Source organism: Paenibacillus sp. GP183, from assembly GCF_900104695.1.
Taxonomy (GTDB): Bacteria; Bacillota; Bacilli; order Paenibacillales; family NBRC-103111; genus Paenibacillus_AI.
The window spans coordinates 3,836,041-3,859,008 of sequence record NZ_FNSW01000001.1; the positions used below are offsets into that span (position 1 = coordinate 3,836,041).

Sequence of the window (22,968 nt, forward strand, 5' to 3'; positions counted from 1 at the left end):
CGTCAATTAGGATGACCTTGCCGTTTATTCTTGGTTGACCGCTACATCAGCATTTCCTGTGGTTCTTCCAGCAGGTCGGTAACAGATTTCATTTTTTGCGCGATGGAGCTCGCTTTATCCCGGCGGTCATCAATCTTGATGGAGGTGGAAACGCGTCCGGCCCCAAGGTTGAAAGGAATCTCGTGAAGAACCCGAATCACCTCAAAAAGTCGTTCAAGCGAACCCTCGATGATCGTGCTCATGGGAGTCAATTCATACAGGATTCCGCTTTGCTTTTCCAATTCTCTTTGGATATCTGCGACATACCGGCTAAGGCTGGTAGAACCTGTCCCGATCGGGACAATGGTCAATTCTGCAATGGCCATGCTAATCATCACCTCAACAGAGAGTATTCTTCCTTGTTTCTTTATTGTAACGGACATGAGGCTGAACAGCAATTTTTGCTAAAATAAGGGAATTCCATCTCGCTATTTATTCGAGGGCATCGTCTGTACATAAGGATAAGTTAATCCTCCATAGGGCATGACGGCAATGTTGCGCCCTGATTGTTCAAGTCTAAGAGATAAAGTGTGATTCAAATCGGAAACAGGATGGAAACCCATTAGTCGGACCAAAGCTTCAGGCATCTGAGAAAACAGATAAACGGGATGATGCTGTAAAATGCTGTCGATATGCTCGATTTTGTGGGCGCCAAGGACAAATTTTTCCTTTAGCTTGGCCAGCATAATCTGTCGGTCGCCTATTGTTTCCACCCAATGCTGGAAAATGCCATTGCCGAACAGTTCTTCGCACTGAGCGACCAGGACAAGGGAGCCACCTGGCCTGGTGATAGCCGCCGCATTAGTCAAAGCTTTCAAAGCTTGATACAGCTGCGTGTCCTTGGGATGGCCGCCTGCCGAAACAAGCACAACATCATAGAGATGCGGCGCCTCCACGATAAATCGTGAGCGCGCTGCCTCTATGCCTGCACGATGAGCCGCGATCACATCCCCGGCGAAGGCATCCAGGACATTGCGCTCATGGTCTACGATCACATTGAGCAAAAAGTGGATCGGCACGAAGCGCAGTGCCTCTTCCATATCCAGCCTCAGCGGATTATCGGGCTGGCCGGGCTCAGCCTTATGCATCTGCGAGAGGCTGTGATTGTGCTCGATCGTGCGTGTCGAGGCGACTCCAGGCATGAGTGCCTTAACGCCACCCGAGACGCCGGCAAGCCGATGCGGCTCAATATTGCCGGTAACAATCCGAAACTCGGCTTCCACCACATGCCGATTGATCTCGATAGGCGTCCCTGCACGAGAAACTCCAACGGCAATACAATCCTCCGGGAGAGCGGAATGATTCAGTACCTGTACACGCTTGTAAGCGGTAAGCCCAGTCAAGGAGATCAATTCCTCCTCGGTTTGTTTGCGGTGAGAGCCCAAAGCGACAATGATCCGAATCTGTTCATCACGGATTCCGGCGGCATTAAGCTCATCGAGCAAGCGTCCTGCAAAGAGATAGCTGGGGGATAGACGGCTCATATCGCTGATCAAAATCACCGCAGAACGGCTTCCTGCTGCAGCTTGTTGCAAACGTTTTGAATCAATGGGATTCTCCAGCGCCATGCTCAGCCAATCCCCTGGCGCATTGTTTTTTTGATGATAATTAATCCAATCCGGGTCAACTCCATTGGGAAGATCGAAAGAGATAGTGCCTTTGCCGTAAGGAAGCAGATAAATAATCATCATCCTCTCCTGACCATATTCCTAATTATTTCCGATTCGAGGGAGATTATGAGTCTTCCCAAGCACCTCCTGCAAAGATACGGCCTATCTATGGTACAATAAAGAAAAGAAAAGTTGGAGCAGGGAGCCAGGCTAATGGATTGGGAACGAATGAAAGCAAGGCTGGAAGCCGTATTGAATACTTCGATGCAGATCGGACTGATTCCCGAAACGGAATGGAACCGATTGGTCCAGCAAGAAGGACAGGAAGCTCCGGTAAAAAGTGTAATTCGCGATCACGACATTTTGTTTTATTTGACCAAGGAGCAAGGAGAGGTACGCATTCTTCAGGCTGCCGACGCGATGATTACAGCCTCTGAGCGTCAATTGGTAGAACTGATGGTTGAGTCTAAGCTTCAGGATGAACGTAAGCATTGGATGTCCTACATATCCGATGATGAACGCAAGGCGAATCAATTGCGCGAATGGCTGCTGCAGCAAATGGAGCATAGCCGTACCAGTGTAGAGCTGCCGGATATGTTTGTTTCACAGTCATCGTTATACTCGACGAAAATTCCTCTGCTGCTCTACGGCGATTATTCGCAGAATCTGCAAGTATCCTATACTGACCTCAAAAAGCTGCTGGAATCCTTCTTTGAAGCGGAAATTATCCTTATCCCTTTGATGGAAAAAGAGTGGCTCATTCTCGGATCCGAGGCTCTGCTTGCCAGCGGGGATGATGACCGTGAGGATCATCATGAAGAAAGCATGGAGCAAGGTCTCGACGCGATCGGATCGGGACTTCATGAAATGCTGGCGAACGAATGGGTAGGCGACTGCCATCTAGCCATTCACTATCCAATAAAGCCGGCCAAGTCCTTGCTTTCCACGATTCTTCAGCTGCGGGAGACCATCATGCTTGGCCGAACCTTTCATGTCGGCAGATTCATCCATCTTCCGTGGCAGCTTCACTTGGAAAAACTGCTTCACAGGGTAGAGGAAGATGAGAAGAATGAATTTCTCGATCGGGTGCTTCGCGGCGGCGATTATGTACTCGATTCTGAAACCATGATGACGCTTGATCATTTTTTTGCTCTGGATTGCAATGTCAGCGAGACTGCCAAGAAGCTTTATATTCATAGAAATACGCTTTTATATCGATTGGACAAATTCAAAAATGAAACCGGCTTCGATGTTCGCTCCTTTAATCATGCCGTTCTGGTAAGGCTGGCATTGCTATTGTACAAAGTAACGAAAAGAAAGTGATATTTTTGTGAAGATTGTGCATAGTCAGCATCGTGCCCATAGGTTAAGATGAATAGAGAGTCAGAAATCAATGTAGGGGGAATAATCCAATGGCAGGCGTACGTTTAAACCATATCGTGAAGAAATATGCAGGTAACGATGAAGCAACGGTAAAGGATTTCCATCTGGATGTAGCCGATAAGGAATTTCTTGTATTGGTAGGTGCTTCCGGTTGCGGCAAGTCCACCACACTTCGCATGATTGCCGGTTTGGAAGAGATTTCTGAAGGAGAGCTTTACATTGGAGATCGCCTTGTCAATGACGTAGCTCCCAAAGATCGCGATATCGCGATGGTATTCCAATCCTATGCCCTTTACCCGCACATGAACGTTTATCAAAACATGGCATTCGGATTAAAACTTCGTAAATTCAAAAAAGCAGACATCGACGCTCGCGTCCGTGACGCTGCCAAAATTCTAGATATTGAACATCTGCTGGATCGTAAGCCAAAAGCTCTCTCCGGTGGTCAGCGTCAGCGTGTTGCCTTGGGACGCGCGATCGTTCGTGAGCCGCAAGTATTCTTAATGGATGAGCCGCTCTCCAACCTGGATGCTAAACTTCGCGTAGCCATGCGCGCGGAGATCAGCAAGCTTCATAAGCGTCTTGAAACAACCATCATTTACGTAACACATGACCAAATTGAAGCTATGACCATGGGCAGCCGTATCGTAGTTATGGATAAAGGTATCATTCAACAAGCCGATACACCTGAAGAAATCTACAACAACCCTGTTAATATGTTCGTAGCCGGATTCATCGGTTCTCCTTCAATGAACTTCATCAACGGTACATTTACGCAAGAAGGTTCCGCTGTTACCTTTAAGGCACCGGGCGTTAATGTCCAATTGCCTGACGGTAAAGCGCAAATGCTTCGTGAACAAAACTATCTGGGCAAAGAAGTTATTCTCGGCATTCGTCCGGAAGACATTCATGATGAGCCGGTATTCCTGGAAGCATCCCCTAACACACAGGTGAATGCGAATATTGAAATCACGGAAAACCTCGGCCATGAGATGTACCTGTACATCAATGGAGTAGGCCCTAACACCATTATGGCTCGTGTTGATGCTCGTTCCGGATTCAAAGAAGGAACGAATGTAAAGCTTGCATTTGATATGAATAAAGTTCACTTCTTCGATAAAGAAACTTCACTTTCCATTTTTGCAAAGCTATAAGTCGTACCTTCCCAAAACCAGCCGTTTTCGGCTGGTTTTTATTTCGTTGCCGGTTAAGCTTGATTTCAGAATAGGATTCCATTACGATGAGACTACTGGGAAAGTAAAGGGGATAACGGGATGGCAAAAAAAGTTAAGGTTTCCGATCTGGCCGATAAATTCCATATGGAAGTCCTCACTGGGGAAGCTGGACTGAGCCGCCCGATTACGGTTGCTGATTTATACCGTCCAGGCCTGGAAATGGCCGGCTATTTCAATTACCATCCGCGTGAACGGGTACAAATGCTGGGAAAAACGGAGATCACCTTCCTCGAAATGTTGACCAGCGGGGTGCGGCGAAATCGGGCAGAGCAGCTCTGCGCGCCTGAGGAAACCCCTTGCATCGTAGTGACAAGAGGGCTGGAGGTACCGACCGAGCTGATAGACGAAGCGACCAAGAGGGATCTTCCGATTCTGAGAAGCCAAGTGTCGACGACCATCTTCGCCAGCCGGCTGACTGGCTTTCTGGAGAACCGGTTAGCCCCAAGTACGACGATCCATGGAGTTTTGGTAGACGTATATGGTATCGGAATGCTCATCACGGGAAGCAGCGGGATCGGTAAAAGTGAAACTGCGCTGGAGCTGGTAAAACGAGGACACCGCCTGATTGCCGATGATGCTGTAGAAATCCGCCAGACTGCGGATCATGTTTTGTCAGGGAATGCGCCCGAATTGATTCGGCATTTGCTGGAAATTCGCGGAGTGGGGATCATCAATGTGATGACGCTTTTTGGTGCAGGAGCAATTCGCAATGTGAAGAAAATTTCCGTTGTCGTGAAGCTGGAAAACTGGCAGCAAGACAAGCAGTATGACCGGCTAGGATTGGATGAAGAAATGACGCGAATCATCGATACGGATATCCCTCTGGTCACCATTCCGGTTCGACCCGGGCGAAATCTGGCCGTCATCGTCGAGGTGGCCGCAATGAATTACCGTTTAAAAGGAATGGGCTATAATGCTGCGCTGCAGTTCACCAATAAATTGACAGAACAATTGTCCGAGGATTATGAGGATTCCGACTGAGCCATCGATCCTGCTTGCAGCTTGTATATCTTGAGGGAGGTAAGATTGAAAAATGCTTGATCCGATAGCATTAGCGATAGGCCCGATTAAGATTCATTGGTACGGGATTATTCTGGGAACAGCGGCGCTGGTTGGGCTGCTGCTTTGCATAAGAGAAGGCAGACGATACCGGATCTCTCCGGATTTTTTCATGGATATGCTATTGATTGGCGTGCCTTCGGCGATTGTGGGCGCGCGCATTTATTATGTTATTTTCCAATGGAATGATTACAAGAACAATCTTGCTGAAATTTTCATGATTTGGCACGGCGGCATTGCCATTTATGGTGCTTTACTAGGTGCGATCATCGGGGCATATTTTTACTTTCGGGCAAAAGGCTACAGCTTTTGGAGAATCGCGGATATCACTGCGCCCGGTTTGATTGTTGGCCAAGCGATTGGCCGCTGGGGCAACTTTATGAATCAAGAGGCCCATGGGGGTCCGGTGCAGGAAAGTTTCCTTCGCAATACGCTGCATCTTCCTGATTTTATTGTGAATCAAATGAATATTCAGGGTGTTTTTTACCATCCTACCTTTCTATATGAATCCCTTTGGAATGTGCTGGGGCTTCTGGTACTGCTGTATTTGCGCCGGAGACCTTTCCTGCGGGCAGGGGAGCTGTTCTTAAGCTATTTCATCTGGTATTCCATCGGCCGCTTCTTTGTAGAAGGCCTTCGTACGGATAGCCTGGATTTTACAGGTCCGGCATGGCTCGCTTCATTTATCGATATGCTATGGTCTCCGATGAGACTGGTGTTTGAGCCGGGAGTAATGACGTATGGCGGGAATATTCGGGTGTCGCAGCTTGTCGCGATTCTCATCTTCTTGGCAGCGATCTGCCTGATTATTTACAGACGGAGAAAAGGATATGCAAAAGAGCATTATTCGGATCCAATCGTTTCCTCCAAAGCTTCAGAAGAGCCTAAACGGACAGCAGAAAATGAACTCAGCACCCAAGGAGTCGACTATGATCAAAACCGTATTGTTTGACCTGGATGGAACTATTGTTGATACGAACGAGCTTATCGTTCAATCCTTTCTGCATAGCCTGGAAGGACAGACGCCTTCAATCTTAACGAGAGAGCAGATTATTCCCCATATGGGACTGCCACTGATCGAGCAAATGGTGTATTTTTCGGGTAGAGAAGAAGTTATGGATTTAGTCGAGAAATACCGTTCCTTTAATCTGAGTAAGCATGATGAGCTCGTTACAGAATTTCCGCATGTGCGTACTGTACTCGCTGAGCTTCACGCCAATGGGATCAAGATCGGAATAGTGACGAGCAAAGTTCGCAAAACGACCCATATGGGCTTGAAGCTGGCCGGATTGGACACATTTATCAGCAGTATTGTAACGTTAGAGGATGTGGCCAAAGCGAAACCGGATCCGGAGGGGATTTTCCGTGCGCTCCGAGAACTGAATGGAAAGCCAGAAGAAACGATCATGGTGGGCGACAGCCATTACGATATTGAAGCGGCCCAGAACGCGGGTGTTGGCGCCGTTGGTGTATCCTGGTCGTGGAAGGGTAGACCTTATCTGGAGCAATATCATCCCGATTATGTGATTGATGATATGCGGGAACTGCTGCCCATCGTTGGATTGACGGTGGATGCCATTTGAGAAAAACGGATAAATTCCCGGTAGAGGGACCGAATGCGTTATGGCAAATTTACCAAACCGTCAGCAAATGGAAAGCCGTTCGAAATTTTTTGTTCATTCAAATCACGCGCTATTCCCCCTCGCTAAAGCTCAAAAATTGGATCTACCGCCATGTGCTGGGCATGAAGGTTGGCGAGAATACCGCGTTTGCACTGATGGTCATGGTCGATGTTTTTTTTCCGGAATATATTAACATTGGCCATAATACGATCATTGGATATAACACTACAATTCTCGCCCATGAATACCTGATCAAAGAGTATCGGCTGGGCGAAGTGCGAATCGGTTCCCACGTTATGGTAGGAGCCAACAGCACTATTCTCCCTGGAGTCACCATCGGTGATTATGCCATTATCGGAGCCGGCACCGTTGTTCATAAGGATGTAGCTCCTCACAGCTTCGTCGCAGGGAATCCTCTGCAGGTGATCCGCGAAGGAAGAATGGATAAAACCGACTGAAGTTCACGGCCTGCTTGATAACAAAAGCGGGTCTTTTTTTGCTTATATTCCAATTGACGCTCCAAAGCTAACATGATAGAATAACCGTACATTCTTTATTTTGGTAGTATGGTAGTATGGTATCGCACTAAAGCGTTTGGGGTGGATTCGGTGTCAAAGCCTAAATTTTTTGAAAAGCCAACCGGTTTGAAGGATTACCTGCCGGAAGCCGTAGCGAAGCTGCGCAACATAGAGTTTAATGTATTGGATTGCATGGAGCGCTGGGGTTACAGCCAAATCATCACTCCGGCCCTTGAGTTTTATGACACGGTCGGGGCGGCCAGCTCGACGGAGGATAGAAAGCTTTTCAAGCTTTTGGACCGAAAAGGAAAGACGCTCGTGCTGCGCTCAGAGATGACTGCGCCAATTGCGCGCGTGGTAAGCTCTTTGCTCAAGGATTACAAATTTCCGCTGCGTTTGTCCTACCATTCGAATGTATTTCGCGCCATTGAAGAGGAAGCCGGTCGTGATTCGGAGTTTTTTCAAACGGGTGTGGAGCTCGTGGGAGATGCGTCGTCCGAGGCGGATGCCGAGGTTGTCGCGTTAGCTATAGCCTCTTTGCAGGCTGCTGGTGTGCAGACCTTTAAAATTGCCCTGGGACATGTGGGTTTTCTGAATGGACTGTTTCATGAAACACTGACGAATAGAGAGGATGCCCAGAAGAGCCTGAAGGCTTGCCTCTTGAATCGGGATTATGTCGGGTATCGGGAAATGCTCCAATCTTTGCAGCTGGAAGCCGGCGTGGAGAAAGAGCTGCAGGGTGTTTTGCGTTTTCGAGGCGGGCTGGAAATTTGTGAACAGGCTCGTGCTGTTACCGGGGATCCAACGGCTCAAGATGCGATCCGTCATCTGCAGGAAGTTTGGAATGTGCTCAAAGCCTACGGCGTGAGTGAGCATGTGGTGATCGATTTAACTATGATCGGGGATTTCTCCTATTATACGGGGATGACATTTGAAGGGTATGCCTCGGATTTGGGATTCCCGGTTTGCGGCGGCGGCCGATATGATAATCTGCTTGCCCAATTCGGCAGGCCGGCTCCGGCTACAGGCTTTGCACTTAAGACGAATCGAATTCTGGAGGTCATCGGCAAAGAAGCGATAGAACCGCCTTACCGGGTTCTGATCGCTTATGATGAGGCTCATCGGGAAGAGGCCCTTCAGTGCGCCAAAGAAATTCGTACTCGCGAAGGTGTTGCCGTCGTCACCAGACTCGTGAGCTCGGAAGCGTCGTTGGAGAGTGAAATAGAGCTGCTTGAAGATGAACATTACCTTGTCCAGGGGGTTATTTACGGCGATGTCATCACGATGGTGTAAAGGAGGTCGGGTACGTGGACGACATATTAAAAGTAGCTATGCCGAAAGGACGAATCTATAAACAGGCTTCGATGCTTTTTCATAAAGCAGGCCTGCCGATTCCAGAGGATTTGGAGGATTCCCGCAGGCTGATTATTCCGGTTCCAGAAGCACGGATGGAATTCATTCTCGCCAAACCGGTGGATGTGCCGACTTATGTGGAATACGGTGTTGCGGATATAGGCGTTGTAGGTAAAGATGTACTCATGGAAGAAAACCGCAATGTCTATGAGCTTCTGGATCTGGGTATTGCCCGCTGCCGGATGTCCGTCATCGGGCTGCCGGATTGGAAGCCAGTCTTAAATCCGAGGGTTGCTACCAAGTATCCGCATGTGGCCTCGCAATATTTTCGCGAGCAGGGACAGCAAGTGGAGGTTATCAAGTTGAATGGCTCCATTGAGCTTGCACCGTTGATCGGGCTTGCCGATCGCATCGTCGATATGGTGGAGACAGGGAAAACGCTGCAGGAGAACGGGTTGGTCGAGCAGGAAGAAATTTTCCAGATCACGAGCCGTTTGATTGCCAACCGGGTTAGCTATCGAATGAAAAATGCAGCCATTCAGCAATTATGCGATCTGCTGCAAGCGGTGCTTCCTGAAGTCAAACTCAAGCAGGTGTAACAAGGCACAAGCCTAGATGAATGTGAAGGGGACGGGACAGGCGGTCCCCGCCAAAGGAAGGAAGATGGCCGATGCGGATTGTACCAGCCGCTGAATTTCACTTAAAGCGCGAGGTCGAGTACGGCTCGCCCGAGCAAAACGACAGCGTGCGCCACATCATCGATGCGGTGCGGCTCGAGGGCGATGCCTCACTGCGACGCTTCGCGCAGCAGTTCGACCGCGTGACCGTCGGTGAGCTTCGCGTCACCGACGACGAAATCCAGGCGGCGTACGCCCAGGTGGACGCCGCGTTCGTGGCGGCGCTGCGCCAGGCCGCCGCCAACATCCGTTCGTTTCATGCGAAGCAGAAACGAACGTCGTGGATGGACCTGCAGGCCGACGGCAGCCTGCTGGGCCAAATCGTCCGACCGCTGCAGCGGGTCGGATTGTACGTGCCCGGAGGGAAGGCGGCGTACCCTTCCTCCGTGCTCATGAACGCCATCCCCGCGCAGGTGGCGGGGGTGCCGGAGATCGTCATGGTGACGCCTCCGGCCACCGCGGGGGAAGCAGGCATCGACCCGCACATTCTGGTAGCGGCTGCAGAAGCCGGCGTGCGGGAGATCTATCGCGTCGGCGGCGCGCAAGCCGTGGCTGCGCTCGCCTACGGCACCGAATCGATCCCGCCGGTCGATAAGATCGTCGGGCCGGGCAACATCTACGTCGCGCTGGCGAAGCGCTACGTCTTCGGCGTCGTCGACATCGACAGCATCGCCGGCCCGAGCGAGATCGCCGTCATCGCCGACGATACGGCCGACCCGGCCTATGTCGCGGCCGACCTGCTCTCGCAGGCGGAGCATGACGAGATGGCCTCCGCCATCTTGATCACGCCGTCCGAGCAGCTGGCGCTGCAGGTTCAGGAGGAGGTGGAGCGCCAGCTGGCGCTGCTGCCCCGCAAGGAGATCGCCGCGAAATCCATTCAGGATAACGGCGCGATTCTGCTGGTGGAGGACATCAGCGAGGCCATTGGCATCGTAAACCGGCTGGCTCCCGAGCATTTGGAGCTGCTCGTTGCGGAGCCGTTCACCTACCTGCCGCGCATCGAGAACGCGGGAGCGATTTTCCTCGGGCCGTACAGCTCCGAGCCGGTCGGCGATTATTTCGCCGGACCGAATCATGTGCTTCCGACCAATGGCACGGCCCGATTCTCGTCGCCGCTGAATGTAGATGATTTTATCAAAAAATCAAGTGTTATTCATTATAGCAAGGAAGCCCTGTTGGCAAACGGAGAACAGATCATGACGTTAGCCAGACACGAAGGTCTCGAGGCTCACGCAAGAGCGATTCAAGTACGTTTAGAGAAGGAAGGGAACTAATCATGGCCGATCAGCAGCAAAGCACACGAGTGGCAAGCGTCTCCCGTACGACGAATGAGACAGATATCCAGCTAACTTTTCAAGTGGATGGGATGGGAATTTCCAAAATTGAGACGGATGTCCCTTTTCTGAATCATATGCTCGATCTTTTTACCAAGCACGGACAATTCGATCTGAATGTAACGGCGCGCGGTGACATTGATATTGATGATCACCACACTGTTGAGGACATCGGGATTTGTTTGGGCCAAACCTTGCGTGAAGCGCTCGGCGACAAAAAAGGCATCAAGCGCTACGCAAGCGTATTCGTGCCCATGGATGAAGCTCTGGCTCAGGTTGTGATTGATATTAGCAATCGGCCTCATTTTGAATATCGCGCAGCTTATCCCTCGGCAACAGTGGGCAGCTTCTCAACGGAGCTGGTGCATGAATTTCTATGGAAGTTTGCCCTGGAAGCACGCATTACGCTGCATGTGATTGTGCATTACGGACAAAATACGCACCATATGATCGAAGCGGTATTTAAGGCGCTTGCCCGAGCACTGGATGAAGCTGTGACGATTGATCCGCGTGTACAGGGGGTACCCTCCACGAAGGGAGTGCTTTAAGATGATTGCGATTTTTGACTACGGCATGGGGAATTTGCATAGTGTCAGTAAAGCTGTAGAGCGGCTGGGCTACGAATCCGCAGTGACTTCGGACCCCGAGCAAATCCTTGCAGCGGATGGAGCTATCCTCCCGGGGGTTGGAGCGTTCGGCGATGCCATGCAGCATTTGCATGAATCGAATCTGCGTGATGTGGTGCTGCGTTACGCGACGTCAGGCAAGCCCCTGCTGGGCATTTGCCTAGGGATGCAGCTTTTGTTCTCTCGCAGTGAAGAGCATGGCAGCCATGAGGGCTTGAATCTTCTTCCGGGCGAGGTTGTGCGCTTCCAAGGCGATTACAAGATCCCGCATATGGGCTGGAATCGACTCGAATTCCTTCAGCCTAGTCCCTTGCTTGGCGGGTTGGATGAAGGCTATGTGTATTTTGTGCATTCCTATCGCGTTAAGCCGGAGAATCAGTCGGATCTGCTTGCCGTGACGGACTATTACCAGCCGGTTACGGCTGTCGTTGGGCGCGATAATGTGTACGGAATGCAGTTCCATCCGGAAAAAAGCGGTGAGCTCGGCATGAAGCTGTTGGGCAATTTCCTTGGCCTGTGCAAGGCCGAGATTCATAAATAGAATAGCTTAGAGGAGCGTACTGCATGTCTTCTTTTATCATTTATCCGGCCATTGATATCCGGGATGGCAAATGTGTAAGGCTCGTTCAAGGAGATTACAACCAGGAAACCGTATATAACACGAATCCGCTCGAGGTAGCCTTGGAATGGGAAGCCTCAGGGGGCGAGTGGATTCATTTGGTGGACCTGGACGGGGCCAAAGCCGGCCATCCGGTTAACGATGTACTGATCGGTAAAATCGCAAGTTCGGTTAAAGTGCCCGTTCAAGTCGGAGGTGGACTGCGTACAGAGCAGGATGTCGATCGCTTGTTATCGCTCGGCGTATCCCGTGTGATTCTGGGCACAGCGGCTATTGAAAACCGTGAATTTGTATATAAACTGCTTGCTAAGCATGGGGAGAAGGTCGCCATCGGGATCGATGCCCGAGATGGACTTGTAGCGACACGCGGCTGGCTTGAAACCTCGCAGGTAAAGGCGGAGGATTTGGCCGTCCAGCTTGCCGAACATGGAGCGAAGACTTTTATTTTCACAGACATTTCCCGTGATGGGATGATGGGCGGACCTAACGTGGAAGCCATCACTCAGCTCGCGAAGGTATCCGGGCAGACGGTCATCGCGTCCGGCGGCGTGAGCAAAATGGAAGATCTGACTCGCCTTGCTAGGCAAGCGGCTAACGGAGTGGGCGGCGCTATTGTTGGAAAAGCATTGTATACAGGCAGCATCAAGCTTGAAGAAGCGCTGAAGCTCATTTGAGTGTTCACGAAAGGGAGTGACAACACATGCTAGCGAAAAGAATCATTCCCTGCCTTGATGTCAAAGACGGGCGGGTGGTCAAGGGTGTAAATTTTGTGAACCTTCGCGATGCCGGAGATCCCGTAGAGCTGGCTGCACTATACGATCAGGAAGGTGCGGATGAGCTCGTGTTTCTGGACATTTCGGCTTCCTTTGAAGGTAGGGCAACCATGGTCGAGGTGGTGCGCAAGACAGCGGGCGAGATCACAATCCCGTTTACGGTTGGCGGCGGCATTGCCAGTGTGGATGACATGAAAAGGCTGCTGCGCGCAGGTGCTGACAAGATCGGCATTAACACGGCTGCCGTTACGAATCCGCAGCTTGTCTCCGATGGAGCCAGGCGCTTTGGCTCGCAGTGTATTGTAGTGGCCGTAGACGCCAAGTATAATGAGCAGTGGGGCGAATGGGAAGTTTTTACCCATGGCGGCCGTAACGCAACAGGCATTAAAGCGCTGGCCTGGACGAAGCGTATGGAGGAATTGGGGGCTGGAGAGATCCTGCTGACCAGTATGGATGCTGATGGAACCAAGGATGGCTTCGATCTGAAACTGACCAAGGCCGTTTCGGAAAACATCCGTATCCCTGTCATTGCTTCCGGCGGAGCGGGGCGAATCGATCATTTCTATGATGTATTCACGGAAGGCCAGGCAGACGCCGGACTTGCGGCAACGATATTTCATTATAAAGAGTTAACTATTCATGAGGTTAAAGATGATCTCAGAGCTAAAGGAGTGGAGATTCGTTGAACTCAATTACGTTTGATGCGCACGGTCTCGTTCCCGCGATTGTGCAGGATGCTGTCAGCAAAGAGGTGCTGATGCTGGCTTATATGAATCAGGAGTCGCTGGACCGCACTATCCAAACCGGACAAACCTGGTTCTGGAGCCGCTCGCGCCAGGAGCTTTGGAACAAAGGAGCAACTTCGGGACACACGCAGCAGGTCAAATCGCTTCGCTATGATTGTGACGCCGATACATTGCTTGTCCTTGTTGAACAGCAAGGGCCGGCTTGCCACACAGGAGCTTACAGCTGTTTTACCGAGGAGCTTCCGCTTGAACAAACAGAAGTAAAGACATCTTCAGCTCCCATGAAGACATCCGACCGTTTCGCCATCCTGTCTTCCCTGGAATCGATCATCGCTTCGCGTGATGCCGAGCGTCCTGAAGGTGCTTATACCACCTACCTTTTCGAAAAAGGAGCGGACAAGATTCTTAAAAAAATTGGTGAGGAAACCTCCGAGGTGATCATCGCTGCCAAAAACAAGGATCAGAACGAGCTCCGCTATGAAGTCAGCGACCTTATTTTTCATTTAATGGTGTTAATGCGCGATTCCAAGCTCCCTCTTGATGATGTTATGATGGAGTTGGAACGCAGGCATCTTAAAAAGTCCTCTTTTTCAGACACGAAAACAATCGACCGCATTTAGGACGATTAAATAAGAGTTCAGGGGTGAGCTTACGATGTTGATTGATTATCATACGCATCATGTACGCTGTGGTCACGCCATCGGCGAACTGGAAGATTACGTTAAACGCGGCATAGAGATCGGCCTCGCACAATTGGGGCTTTCTGATCATATGCCGCTTTTGCATGTGGATCCGGCCACTTATTTTCCCGGTATGGCGATGCCTATGGAAGAGCTTCCCCGTTATGCGGAGGAGTGCTTGAAGCTGAAAGAGAAGTACAAGGGCCAAATTGATATTCGTGTAGGGCTTGAAGGCGATTATATCGAAGGCTATGAAACGGAGATTAAACGTATTATTGATGTGTATCCTTGGGATTATGTGATCGGCTCCGTGCATTTTCTGGGGGAGTGGGACATCTCGGATTACCGGCAGCTGGAAGGTTGGGAGGGTCGCGAAATCTACGAGGTTTATGCTCAGTATTATGATGCAGTGTCGAAAGCTGCGCGTACAGGATTTTACGATTTTATGGGTCATCTGGATGTCATCAAACGCTATGGCTACAAGCCCGAGCAAGATCCGTGGGAGCTTGAAGTGGCTGCGCTTGAAGCGGTAAGAGAGCAGGGACTGGCCATTGAGATCAATGCTTCCGGTCTGAGAATGCCATGTGATGAAATGTTTCCGAGCCGCCGGATGCTGGAATATTGCTTTAAACGGGGGATTCCCGTCACCATCGGTTCCGATGCTCATCAGCCCGAGCGGCTGGGCCAATATTTGGATCAAGCTGTCAGTCTGTTGAAAGAGATCGGCTTTAACGAATTAGCCACATTTTCCGCCAGAAAACGCCAGCTTATTCCTTTTTAAATTGATCTTCTTTCATGTATAATGGTAGAGGATAAGCATCACGTTTGAAATTCATAAGAATCTTTTCCCTAAATGAAAATTTTGGAGGTAACCATGTACAGCGACAATTTAAAAATCTTTTCCGGATCTTCGAATCCGAAGCTTGCGGAGCGCATATGCACGGAGCTGGGTATGCCGCTGGGACAGATTAAATTGTCCAGATTCAAGAGCGGAGAGATCTACTGCTTATACGAAGAAAGCGTTCGTAACTGCGATGTGTTCCTGGTCCAGACTTTGTCTCACCCCATCAATGAGCATCTCATGGAGCTCCTGGTGATGATGGACGCGGCCAAACGGGCTTCTGCCAGAACGATCAACCTTGTCCTGCCGTACTATGGTTATTCTCGCCAAGAGCGCAAAGCCGCTCCGCGGGAACCTATTTCCGCCAAGCTCATAGCAGATTTATACAGTGCAGCTGGTGCTACACGTGTAGTGACCATTGACCTGCACGCTCCGGCCATTCAAGGCTTTTTCAATATTCCTGTAGATCATTTGACGGCTCTTGATGTGATTACCGATTTCATCCGCAAGAAGAATCTGGTTGACCCGATCGTTGTATCTCCGGATGTGGGACGTGCCACAACGGCTGAGAAAATGGCGAATATTCTCGATGCTCCTTTTGCCATGATGATCAAAAAACGCCCGAATCATAATGAATCGGTCATTACGCATGTCATCGGCGAGGTAGCGGGATGTACCCCGATCATCATAGAAGATTTGATAGATACCGGAACGACCATTGTGAATGTAGTCGAAGGCCTGAAGGAAAGAGGCGCCAACGACGTGTATATATGCGCGACTCATCCTGTTTTCTCGGGTCCCGCGCTGCAGCGTCTGGATCATCCCAATATCAAGGAGGTCATCATTACCGACTCCATTGCTATTCCTGATGACCATTCCGAGAAATTCCGCGTACTTTCGATTGCTCCGCTGCTTTCCAATTCCATTCGGATTATCGTGGAAGGCGGCTCCATATCATCCTTATTCAAATACGGCGGTGTGTAGATCAACCTTGAACTTATATGGAAAGCTTTTTTTTGCTTATCCTCTTTGTATGGTATAATTTGAAGTAAATTCAAGAATACCGGAGGTGCCTGACACTATGGAAAAGAAAAAGCGGGTGTCCAAAACGCTCAAGCCTAATGTGATTTCAATCAACATGGATGCCGCCTTCTTTTTCGAGAGAGCGGTCCAGTCCCTGGATCGGTTTCATTATGAAAAGGCACTCAAGTACTTTAAGAGGGCTGTAGATTATGAACCGGACAATCCGGTGAACCATTGCAATTTGGCCGGGGTTCTCTCGGAAATGAACAATTATGAGGAATCTAACCGAATCCTGCAGAAAATTTTGGACACGATTGATCCAACGATGACAGAATGTCATTTTTATATGGCTAATAATTACGCCAATATGGAAAGCTTTGAACAGGCGGAAGTTTCCATCGTGCGATATTTGGAGACGGACCCCGTCGGACAATTCCTTGAGGAATCGGAAGAGATGATGGAGCTGCTCAGCTACGAGCTGGAGCGTCCGACCCCGCTGACCTCGATCAAAAGCAGGGAAGGATTGTTCGAACACGACAAAGCGCGAGCTCTGCTGGAAGAAGGCAAGTTCGCAGAGGCGGTTCGTCAGCTCGAGAAGCTGATCAAGAAGCATCCCGATTTCCTGGCGGCGCGTAATAATCTGGCTTTGGCCTATTATTATATGGGCCAATTTGAGAAGTCGATGGAGACGATCGACCAGGTGCTGGAGATCGATCCCGGCAATTTGCATGCGCTGTGCAATCAGGCTATTTTCCATCAGCACTTCGGCAACCAAGAAGAGCTGGCTGAGCTGCTGGCACTTCTGCGCAAGACTTCACCTTTCCAGCATGACCATGTATTCAAGCTGGCCACAACGATGGGTATTCTGGGTGAGCATGAGAAGGCTTACCACTTGTTTAAACGCCTTTTGAAAACAGGCGAGGATGGATTTGATCCATGCCTGTTCCATTACATGGCTGTTGCGGCATGCAACATAGGCAGATTTGTTGAAGCTGAACGCCATTGGCGTCAAGTGGAGAAGCTGGATCCGGGTACGGAGATATCCAAGTTTTATTTGGATCAGCTTCGCCTGTTGAAGGATCGGGATAAGCCGAGTACGCTCAGCTATCACTATCATCTGCCCTTTGAAGAGCAATTCCGTGTACTTGAAAAATCGACGCATGGGATTCCGGAGCAGCTGAAGAAGGATCCTTTGGTCCGTTCTTCGTTCTTCTGGGCGTTTCGCCATGGCGACATGGATACGAAGCTGCAGGTGATTCGCGCCTTCGGCTTGATCGCGGATAATGAAGTGAAGGATGCGCTTAAGGATTTTATCCTCGAGCCGCAGGAAGACGATTATTTGAAAAAGGTCGCTATCTTCGTACTTAGAAGCATAGGCGTGAAGGATAGCTTGTCCGCTCATCTGGACGGCAAAGTCATTTCCGTTCAAGACTCTCCGTTTACGCCGAGTCTGCCTGTCTGGGAAACCAAATGGCAGCTGGTTCTGGAGACGGCGCTGCGCGGCATGCAAAAGCGCTATGATATCATTCAGCAGCATGATTTGGAAATATTATGGGTCGAATATTTGACGCGGGTCTACCCGGGAATTCCGAAAATAACCAAGCCGGAGGGCTGGGCGGCCGCGCTGGAATATTTAATTGCCAAGATGCACCGCCGCGCCATCTCCTATATGGAGGTATCCTCCAGATATGGAGTGACGGTCTCAACCGTGAGCAAGAATGTGAAGCTTATCGATGAGGCCTGCGGATTGAAAGAGAAGATGGAAGCCATCTTCCCCAAGTTTTTGAGCATGGAAGAGACCGAGCAGGAATAGCTCGGATATAAGTCTCGGGGAGGGAAACATACATGTACAAAGCAGTAGTTGTAGGAACAGGGCCGTCAGGACTAACGGCAGCCATTTATTTGGCCCGGGCTAATTTGAGCCCGCTGGTCATTGAAGGACCGGAACCGGGTGGTCAATTAACAACCACGACAGAGGTTGAGAATTTCCCCGGATTCCCTGAGGGGATCATGGGTCCGGAGCTAATGGAAAATATGCGCAAGCAGGCTGAGCGTTTCGGCGCAGAGTTCAAGACCGGTTGGGTGAATTCAGTGGAGCTGACGAACCGTCCGTTTAAGCTTAAGGTTGAAGGACTTGGCGAGATCGAGACTGAAACCCTGATCATCTCCACAGGCGCTTCAGCCCGATTGCTCGGCATTGAGCATGAAAAAGAAAACATCGGGCGCGGTGTCAGCACATGCGCCACTTGTGACGGATTCTTTTTCCGCGGCAAGAAGATCATTGTCGTCGGCGGCGGAGATTCAGCGATGGAGGAAGCCAACTTCCTTACACGTTTTGCCACAGAAGTCGTGCTGGTGCACAGACGTCAAGATCTCCGTGCGTCCAAGATCATGCAGGATCGCGCACGCGGTAACGATAAGATCAAATGGGCGCTTAACAAGACCCCGCTTGCCGTTATTCATGGTGAGCACGGCGTAACCGGATTAAAAGTGGTCGACAATGAAACGTCAACCGAAGAAATCATAGAAACCTCAGGCATCTTCGTGGCCATCGGACACACACCCAACACCGGCTTCCTGGGCGGACAAATTACAACGGATTCACAGGGATACATCATCGTTAAGCCCGGAACAACCGAAACCAATATTCCCGGCGTTTTCGCATGCGGAGACGTCCAGGATCAAAAATATCGCCAAGCCATTACTGCTGCTGGCAGCGGCTGCGCAGCCGCACTGGACTGCGAGAAATTTCTCGAGGGCCATGCGGTTCACGATTGGAGCCAAGCACTGTAACGCACGGATGGAATCATACAGAAAAAGCGTGGAGAAGCTGATATTTCCGCGCTTTTTCTTATGGAGCGACCTTGACCAGTTTCATAGGTTGCCTTATAGTTGGAACTGGAGCTATTAGCCCAATTAGTACGATTTTATTCGTTGAGGTGACGATGTTCATGGCCAATCAGATTTATATAGGTGTGGATTTAGGCGGTACGAATATTAAGGTGGGCATTTGTGATGAGCATGGAACTCTGCTGCACACCTATGAGGGACCGACAGGGGCCGATGAAGGGGCCGAAGCGGTACTAGGTAGAATCGCTCAATATGTGCGCAAAATTGTCGAGGACTCGAAATTCGAATGGGACCAGGTAGCCGGGATCGGCGCAGGTTTGGCCGGATTTATGGATATCCCGGAAGGCTTTGTGAAGCTGTCCCCTAATTTGGGCTGGCATAACGTTCCGGCAAAGAAAATATTGGAAGAGAAATTAGGCAAGACGGTCACCATAGATAACGATGCCAATGTGGCAGCTCTGGGTGAGGCATGGAGCGGTGCGGGCAAAGGGATCCCTAATTTGGTTTGTTACACACTGGGAACAGGTGTCGGCGGCGGAATTATTATCAATGGACATATTTATCAAGGATCAGGCGGCATGGCGGGTGAGCTTGGGCATATGTCCATCGTCCCCGATATCGAAGCGATCAATTGCGGCTGCGGTCAAATCGGATGCCTGGAGACGGTATCGTCCGCAACGGGAATTGTGCGCATGGCCAATGATGCTGTTGAGCGCGGAGAGCACACTTCCCTGGCCTTGCTGGAAAAAATTGCAGCCAAGGATGTTTTCGATGCGGCCAAATCAGGCGACGAGGTCGCTCTTCGCATTGTGCACCGGGCAGCTCTCTACTTGGGCAAATCGATGGCGGCGGTATCCGTCGTACTCAATCCCGGACGATACATCATAGGCGGAGGAGTTTCCAAAGCCGGGGAAGTTTTATTTGCACCGCTGCGTGAAGCTTATATGAAATATACACCTGAGCAAGCGCGAGAAGGGGTAGACATTGTTCCCGCGACTCTCGGCAATGATGCTGGAATCGTCGGCGCGGCCGGATTAAATTTGCGCCACCGATAAGCTTCCAACTGGAAAGGAAGGTGTCAATGATGGAAGATACCCATGCCTTAGCAAAGCTGGTCATCATCACCGGCATGTCAGGGGCGGGCAAGACAATTGCCGTTCAGAGCCTCGAGGACCTCGGTTTTTTTTGCGTCGATAATCTTCCGCCCGTTCTGATCCCGAAATTTGCCGAATTGATTGAGCAATCCAAGGGGAAGATCGGCAAGGTTGCGCTTGTGATCGACTTGCGCGGACGCGAGTTTTTCACGGCTCTTCAGGAGTCGCTTCGCTATATCCAGGATAATTTCACGATCTCCTATGAAATTTTATTTCTGGATTCTACAGACGCAACGCTGGTCCAACGTTACAAAGAAAGCCGCCGCCGACACCCGCTTGCTCCCGACAGCTCACCACTGGAGGGTATAGGTCTTGAACGCAAGCTTTTGGAGGAGCTCAAGGGTCTGGCCACTCAAGTCATAGATACTAGTGTGCTCAAGCCTGCTCAACTCAAGGAAAAAATTATTGCCCGATTCACCAATTTAGAGACAAACCGCATATCTATAAATGTAGTATCATTTGGATTTAAGTACGGGATCCCGATTGACGCTGATTTGATCTTTGATGTTCGCTTTTTGCCGAACCCCCACTATGTGGAACAGCTGCGGCCGCTAACCGGGCAAGATGCCGATGTGTACGAGTATGTCATGAAATGGTCGGAGACACAGGAGTTTTTGAGCAAGCTGCTCGATATGCTGCATTTCTTGATGCCGCAGTATAAGAAGGAAGGCAAAAGCCAAGTCGTCCTCGGCATCGGATGCACGGGCGGCAAGCACAGGTCAGTGGCTATCGCTGAATATCTGGGCAAGGTTATAGATAACAGTGAGACGGAGATCGTCAGAGTGAGTCATCGAGATGCGGATCGGGACCGCCTATAAGAAGGTGAAATGGAAATGAAACGTGACGATCCCTCCAAAGCTCCTCGAATTGTGGTTATCGGCGGCGGAACCGGTCTTTCCGTCATGCTTAGGGGACTTAAGGAGAAGCCGGTAGACATTACCGCGATTGTTACGGTGGCGGATGACGGCGGAAGCTCCGGTATTCTCAGGAATGAAATGCAGATGCCGCCTCCCGGGGATATTCGAAATGTGCTGACAGCACTTGCTGATGTAGAACCTCTGCTGTCCAAAATCCTGGAATACCGATTTCAATCGGGTACGGGACTAGCGGGACATAGTCTGGGTAATCTAATTTTGGCAGCGATCAGTGACATTACCGGCGATTTCGTAACGGGAGTCAAGGAGATGAATCGGGTATTTGCCGTACGCGGCAGAGTGCTTCCGGCATCCAATCAAGCCATCCATTTAAAAGCGGAAATGCTGGATGGTTCCATAGTCGAAGGCGAATCCAATATTCCCAAAGCACAGGGAGTTATCAAGAGAGTATACATTGAACCGCCCGATGTTTCTCCTCTGGAAGAGGCGCTCCAAGCCATTCGAGAGGCTGACGGCATTGTTTGCGGACCTGGAAGCTTATATACAAGCCTGCTTCCGAATTTATTGGTTCCGCATGTGGTCGATGAAATAGCGGCTTCACAAGCGGTTAAAATGTACATTTGCAACGTGATGACCCAACCGGGTGAAACGGACGAATATTCGGTCAGCGACCATTTGAAAGCCATCCATGACCACGTAGGACATCCTTTATTCGATTATGTGATTGTGAATAATGGTGAAATTCCGCCTGAGGTACAAGCTCGATATGCCGAGCAAGGCGCCAAAGCCGTACATCTGGATTTGGATGAGGTGGCGAGGCAAGGCTATCGGATCATAGCCGACCGATTGGTGCTGTTCAAGACCTATCTCCGGCATGATGCGGAAAAACTGAGTGATCATATTTATCAGCTAGTAGAAAGCTGGATGATGAGGAAGAGGTGAGTCCTTTGTCCTTTGCGGCACAAACCAAGAAAGAATTGACGCTTATCGAAGCTGAGCCCTGCTGTGAGAAGGCGGAGCTGTCTGCCTTAATCCGGATGAATGGATCCGTTCAGCTCTCGAGCCAGCGAGTCATTCTGGATATATCCACCGAGAACGCCGCCATTGCAAGGAGAATCTACACCCTCCTCAAAAAGACGTTTCAACTGCATGCCGAGCTGCTCGTGCGCAAGAAAATGCGCTTAAAGAAAAACAATGTGTACATTGTGCGTGTTCCGAGTCAAGTGCAGGAGCTGCTTTCCGAGCTGCGGATTGTTTCAGAAGGATTTATGTTTACTCCCGGAATTGATAAAGAAATCATCCGCAACAATTGCTGTAAACGAGCCTATTTGCGAGGTGCCTTCCTGGCCGGCGGTTCTGTGAACAATCCGGAGGGATCCTCCTATCATTTGGAGATCGCTTCGATTTATGAGGAGCACTGCCGATCCTTATGCCGGTTGGCTAATCGGTTTGATTTGAACGCACGCTGCATTGAACGTAAAAAGGGTTTTGTGCTCTACCTCAAGGAAGGCGAGAAGATCATTGAATTTCTCAGCATCATTGGAGCGCATCAAGCTCTTTTGCGATTCGAGGACGTTCGGATCATGAAGGATATGCGCAATTCCGTCAACCGGATCGTCAACTGTGAAACCGCGAACCTCAACAAAACCATCGGCGCTGCCGTTCGCCAAATCGAGAATATCCGCCTTTTGCAGAAAAATATCGGGCTTGAGAATCTTCCGGAAAAACTGAGGGAAGTGGCCAAAATTCGTCTGCAGCACCCGGATATGAACCTTAAGGAGGTTGGCGATATGCTGAAAGGGAATGTGAGCAAATCCGGAGTCAACCATCGTTTGCGTAAAATCGACGAAATGGCCGAAAAGCTGAGAAATTCATCGGTTTAGTCCGTGAATCAGGTCGTTTATGAAGTTTTTCTGATTTGTTCTAGTGTACATGTGGGAATAATGTTATA

Annotated in this window: 24 protein-coding genes; 22 read left to right on the plus strand and 2 right to left on the minus strand. The window is 50.1% G+C overall.

Annotated features, from left to right (window positions below; translation table 11 throughout):
* Window positions 1-41: 41 nt before the first annotated feature.
* Window positions 42-365 (minus strand): MTH1187 family thiamine-binding protein, encoded by a 324-nt coding sequence (locus tag BLV33_RS18910; protein ID WP_090795062.1) that lies wholly within the window; start codon window positions 363-365, stop codon window positions 42-44.
* A gap of 102 nt (window positions 366-467) precedes the next feature.
* Entirely contained in the window at window positions 468-1,730 is a 1,263-nt protein-coding gene (gene larA / locus BLV33_RS18915; RefSeq protein ID WP_090795065.1) for a nickel-dependent lactate racemase family protein, read from the minus strand.
* Window positions 1,731-1,862: 132 nt separating this feature from the next.
* On the opposite strand from larA, the gene BLV33_RS18920 reads away from it, so the two are divergent.
* From BLV33_RS18920 to whiA, 22 genes are all read left to right on the plus strand, one after another.
* A complete protein-coding gene (locus tag BLV33_RS18920; protein WP_090795068.1) occupies window positions 1,863-2,972 on the plus strand; it encodes a PucR family transcriptional regulator in 1,110 nt (369 codons plus the stop codon).
* An 89-nt stretch (window positions 2,973-3,061) separates the two neighbouring features.
* Window positions 3,062-4,186, plus strand: a complete 1,125-nt coding sequence (ugpC, locus tag BLV33_RS18925; RefSeq protein ID WP_090795071.1) for an ABC transporter ATP-binding protein — start codon at window positions 3,062-3,064, stop codon at window positions 4,184-4,186.
* A gap of 120 nt (window positions 4,187-4,306) precedes the next feature.
* On the plus strand, window positions 4,307-5,248 hold the full coding sequence (hprK, locus tag BLV33_RS18930) for an HPr(Ser) kinase/phosphatase (protein ID WP_090795075.1): 942 nt from the start codon (window positions 4,307-4,309) through the stop codon (window positions 5,246-5,248).
* Between the two features lie 52 nt (window positions 5,249-5,300).
* On the plus strand, window positions 5,301-6,278 hold the full coding sequence (lgt, locus tag BLV33_RS18935) for a prolipoprotein diacylglyceryl transferase (RefSeq protein ID WP_090795079.1): 978 nt from the start codon (window positions 5,301-5,303) through the stop codon (window positions 6,276-6,278).
* On the plus strand, window positions 6,256-6,909 hold the full coding sequence (gene ppaX, locus BLV33_RS18940; protein WP_090795082.1) for a pyrophosphatase PpaX: 654 nt from the start codon (window positions 6,256-6,258) through the stop codon (window positions 6,907-6,909). The genes lgt and ppaX overlap by 23 nt, the downstream gene beginning before the upstream one ends.
* Complete coding sequence (locus BLV33_RS18945) at window positions 6,906-7,406, plus strand: acyltransferase (RefSeq protein ID WP_090795084.1); 501 nt, start codon at window positions 6,906-6,908, stop codon at window positions 7,404-7,406. The genes ppaX and BLV33_RS18945 overlap by 4 nt, the downstream gene beginning before the upstream one ends.
* A 150-nt stretch (window positions 7,407-7,556) precedes the next feature.
* The gene (locus BLV33_RS18950) at window positions 7,557-8,759 is read left to right on the plus strand and encodes an ATP phosphoribosyltransferase regulatory subunit (RefSeq protein WP_090795088.1); all 1,203 of its coding nucleotides are present in this window, start codon (window positions 7,557-7,559) and stop codon (window positions 8,757-8,759) included.
* Window positions 8,760-8,773: 14 nt separating this feature from the next.
* Window positions 8,774-9,418, plus strand: a complete 645-nt coding sequence (gene hisG / locus BLV33_RS18955) for an ATP phosphoribosyltransferase (protein ID WP_090795095.1) — start codon at window positions 8,774-8,776, stop codon at window positions 9,416-9,418.
* Between the two features lie 71 nt (window positions 9,419-9,489).
* Window positions 9,490-10,770 carry a histidinol dehydrogenase gene (gene hisD / locus BLV33_RS18960; RefSeq protein WP_090795100.1) on the plus strand — a complete coding sequence of 427 codons (1,281 nt, stop codon included), beginning with the start codon at window positions 9,490-9,492 and terminating at the stop codon, window positions 10,768-10,770.
* Window positions 10,771-10,772: 2 nt separating this feature from the next.
* Complete coding sequence (gene hisB, locus BLV33_RS18965) at window positions 10,773-11,378, plus strand: imidazoleglycerol-phosphate dehydratase HisB (protein WP_090795104.1); 606 nt, start codon at window positions 10,773-10,775, stop codon at window positions 11,376-11,378.
* 1 nt (window position 11,379) lies between these two features.
* The gene (gene hisH, locus BLV33_RS18970; RefSeq protein WP_090795107.1) at window positions 11,380-11,997 is read left to right on the plus strand and encodes an imidazole glycerol phosphate synthase subunit HisH; all 618 of its coding nucleotides are present in this window, start codon (window positions 11,380-11,382) and stop codon (window positions 11,995-11,997) included.
* Between the two features lie 23 nt (window positions 11,998-12,020).
* Window positions 12,021-12,749 (plus strand): 1-(5-phosphoribosyl)-5-[(5-phosphoribosylamino)methylideneamino]imidazole-4-carboxamide isomerase, encoded by a 729-nt coding sequence (gene hisA / locus BLV33_RS18975; protein WP_090795110.1) that lies wholly within the window; start codon window positions 12,021-12,023, stop codon window positions 12,747-12,749.
* A 26-nt stretch (window positions 12,750-12,775) separates the two neighbouring features.
* Window positions 12,776-13,534: an imidazole glycerol phosphate synthase subunit HisF gene (gene hisF, locus BLV33_RS18980; RefSeq protein WP_090795113.1), complete on the plus strand. Its 759-nt coding sequence runs from the start codon at window positions 12,776-12,778 to the stop codon at window positions 13,532-13,534.
* Entirely contained in the window at window positions 13,531-14,214 is a 684-nt protein-coding gene (gene hisIE, locus BLV33_RS18985; protein WP_090795116.1) for a bifunctional phosphoribosyl-AMP cyclohydrolase/phosphoribosyl-ATP diphosphatase HisIE, read from the plus strand. The genes hisF and hisIE overlap by 4 nt, the downstream gene beginning before the upstream one ends.
* A 34-nt stretch (window positions 14,215-14,248) precedes the next feature.
* A complete protein-coding gene (hisJ, locus tag BLV33_RS18990; protein WP_090795123.1) occupies window positions 14,249-15,055 on the plus strand; it encodes a histidinol-phosphatase HisJ in 807 nt (268 codons plus the stop codon).
* A gap of 93 nt (window positions 15,056-15,148) precedes the next feature.
* Window positions 15,149-16,099, plus strand: a complete 951-nt coding sequence (locus BLV33_RS18995) for a ribose-phosphate diphosphokinase (RefSeq protein WP_090795126.1) — start codon at window positions 15,149-15,151, stop codon at window positions 16,097-16,099.
* A gap of 97 nt (window positions 16,100-16,196) precedes the next feature.
* On the plus strand, window positions 16,197-17,951 hold the full coding sequence (locus BLV33_RS19000) for a tetratricopeptide repeat protein (protein WP_090795128.1): 1,755 nt from the start codon (window positions 16,197-16,199) through the stop codon (window positions 17,949-17,951).
* A 32-nt stretch (window positions 17,952-17,983) separates the two neighbouring features.
* Window positions 17,984-18,931, plus strand: a complete 948-nt coding sequence (trxB, locus tag BLV33_RS19005; protein WP_090795134.1) for a thioredoxin-disulfide reductase — start codon at window positions 17,984-17,986, stop codon at window positions 18,929-18,931.
* A 158-nt stretch (window positions 18,932-19,089) separates the two neighbouring features.
* Entirely contained in the window at window positions 19,090-20,043 is a 954-nt protein-coding gene (locus BLV33_RS19010; RefSeq protein ID WP_090795138.1) for an ROK family glucokinase, read from the plus strand.
* Between the two features lie 29 nt (window positions 20,044-20,072).
* Entirely contained in the window at window positions 20,073-20,960 is an 888-nt protein-coding gene (gene rapZ / locus BLV33_RS19015; protein WP_090799056.1) for an RNase adapter RapZ, read from the plus strand.
* Between the two features lie 15 nt (window positions 20,961-20,975).
* The gene (locus tag BLV33_RS19020; protein WP_090795143.1) at window positions 20,976-21,959 is read left to right on the plus strand and encodes a gluconeogenesis factor YvcK family protein; all 984 of its coding nucleotides are present in this window, start codon (window positions 20,976-20,978) and stop codon (window positions 21,957-21,959) included.
* Between the two features lie 5 nt (window positions 21,960-21,964).
* Window positions 21,965-22,900, plus strand: coding sequence for a DNA-binding protein WhiA (gene whiA, locus BLV33_RS19025; RefSeq protein WP_090795146.1), 936 nt, complete (start codon window positions 21,965-21,967; stop codon window positions 22,898-22,900).
* Window positions 22,901-22,968 lie beyond the last annotated feature (68 nt).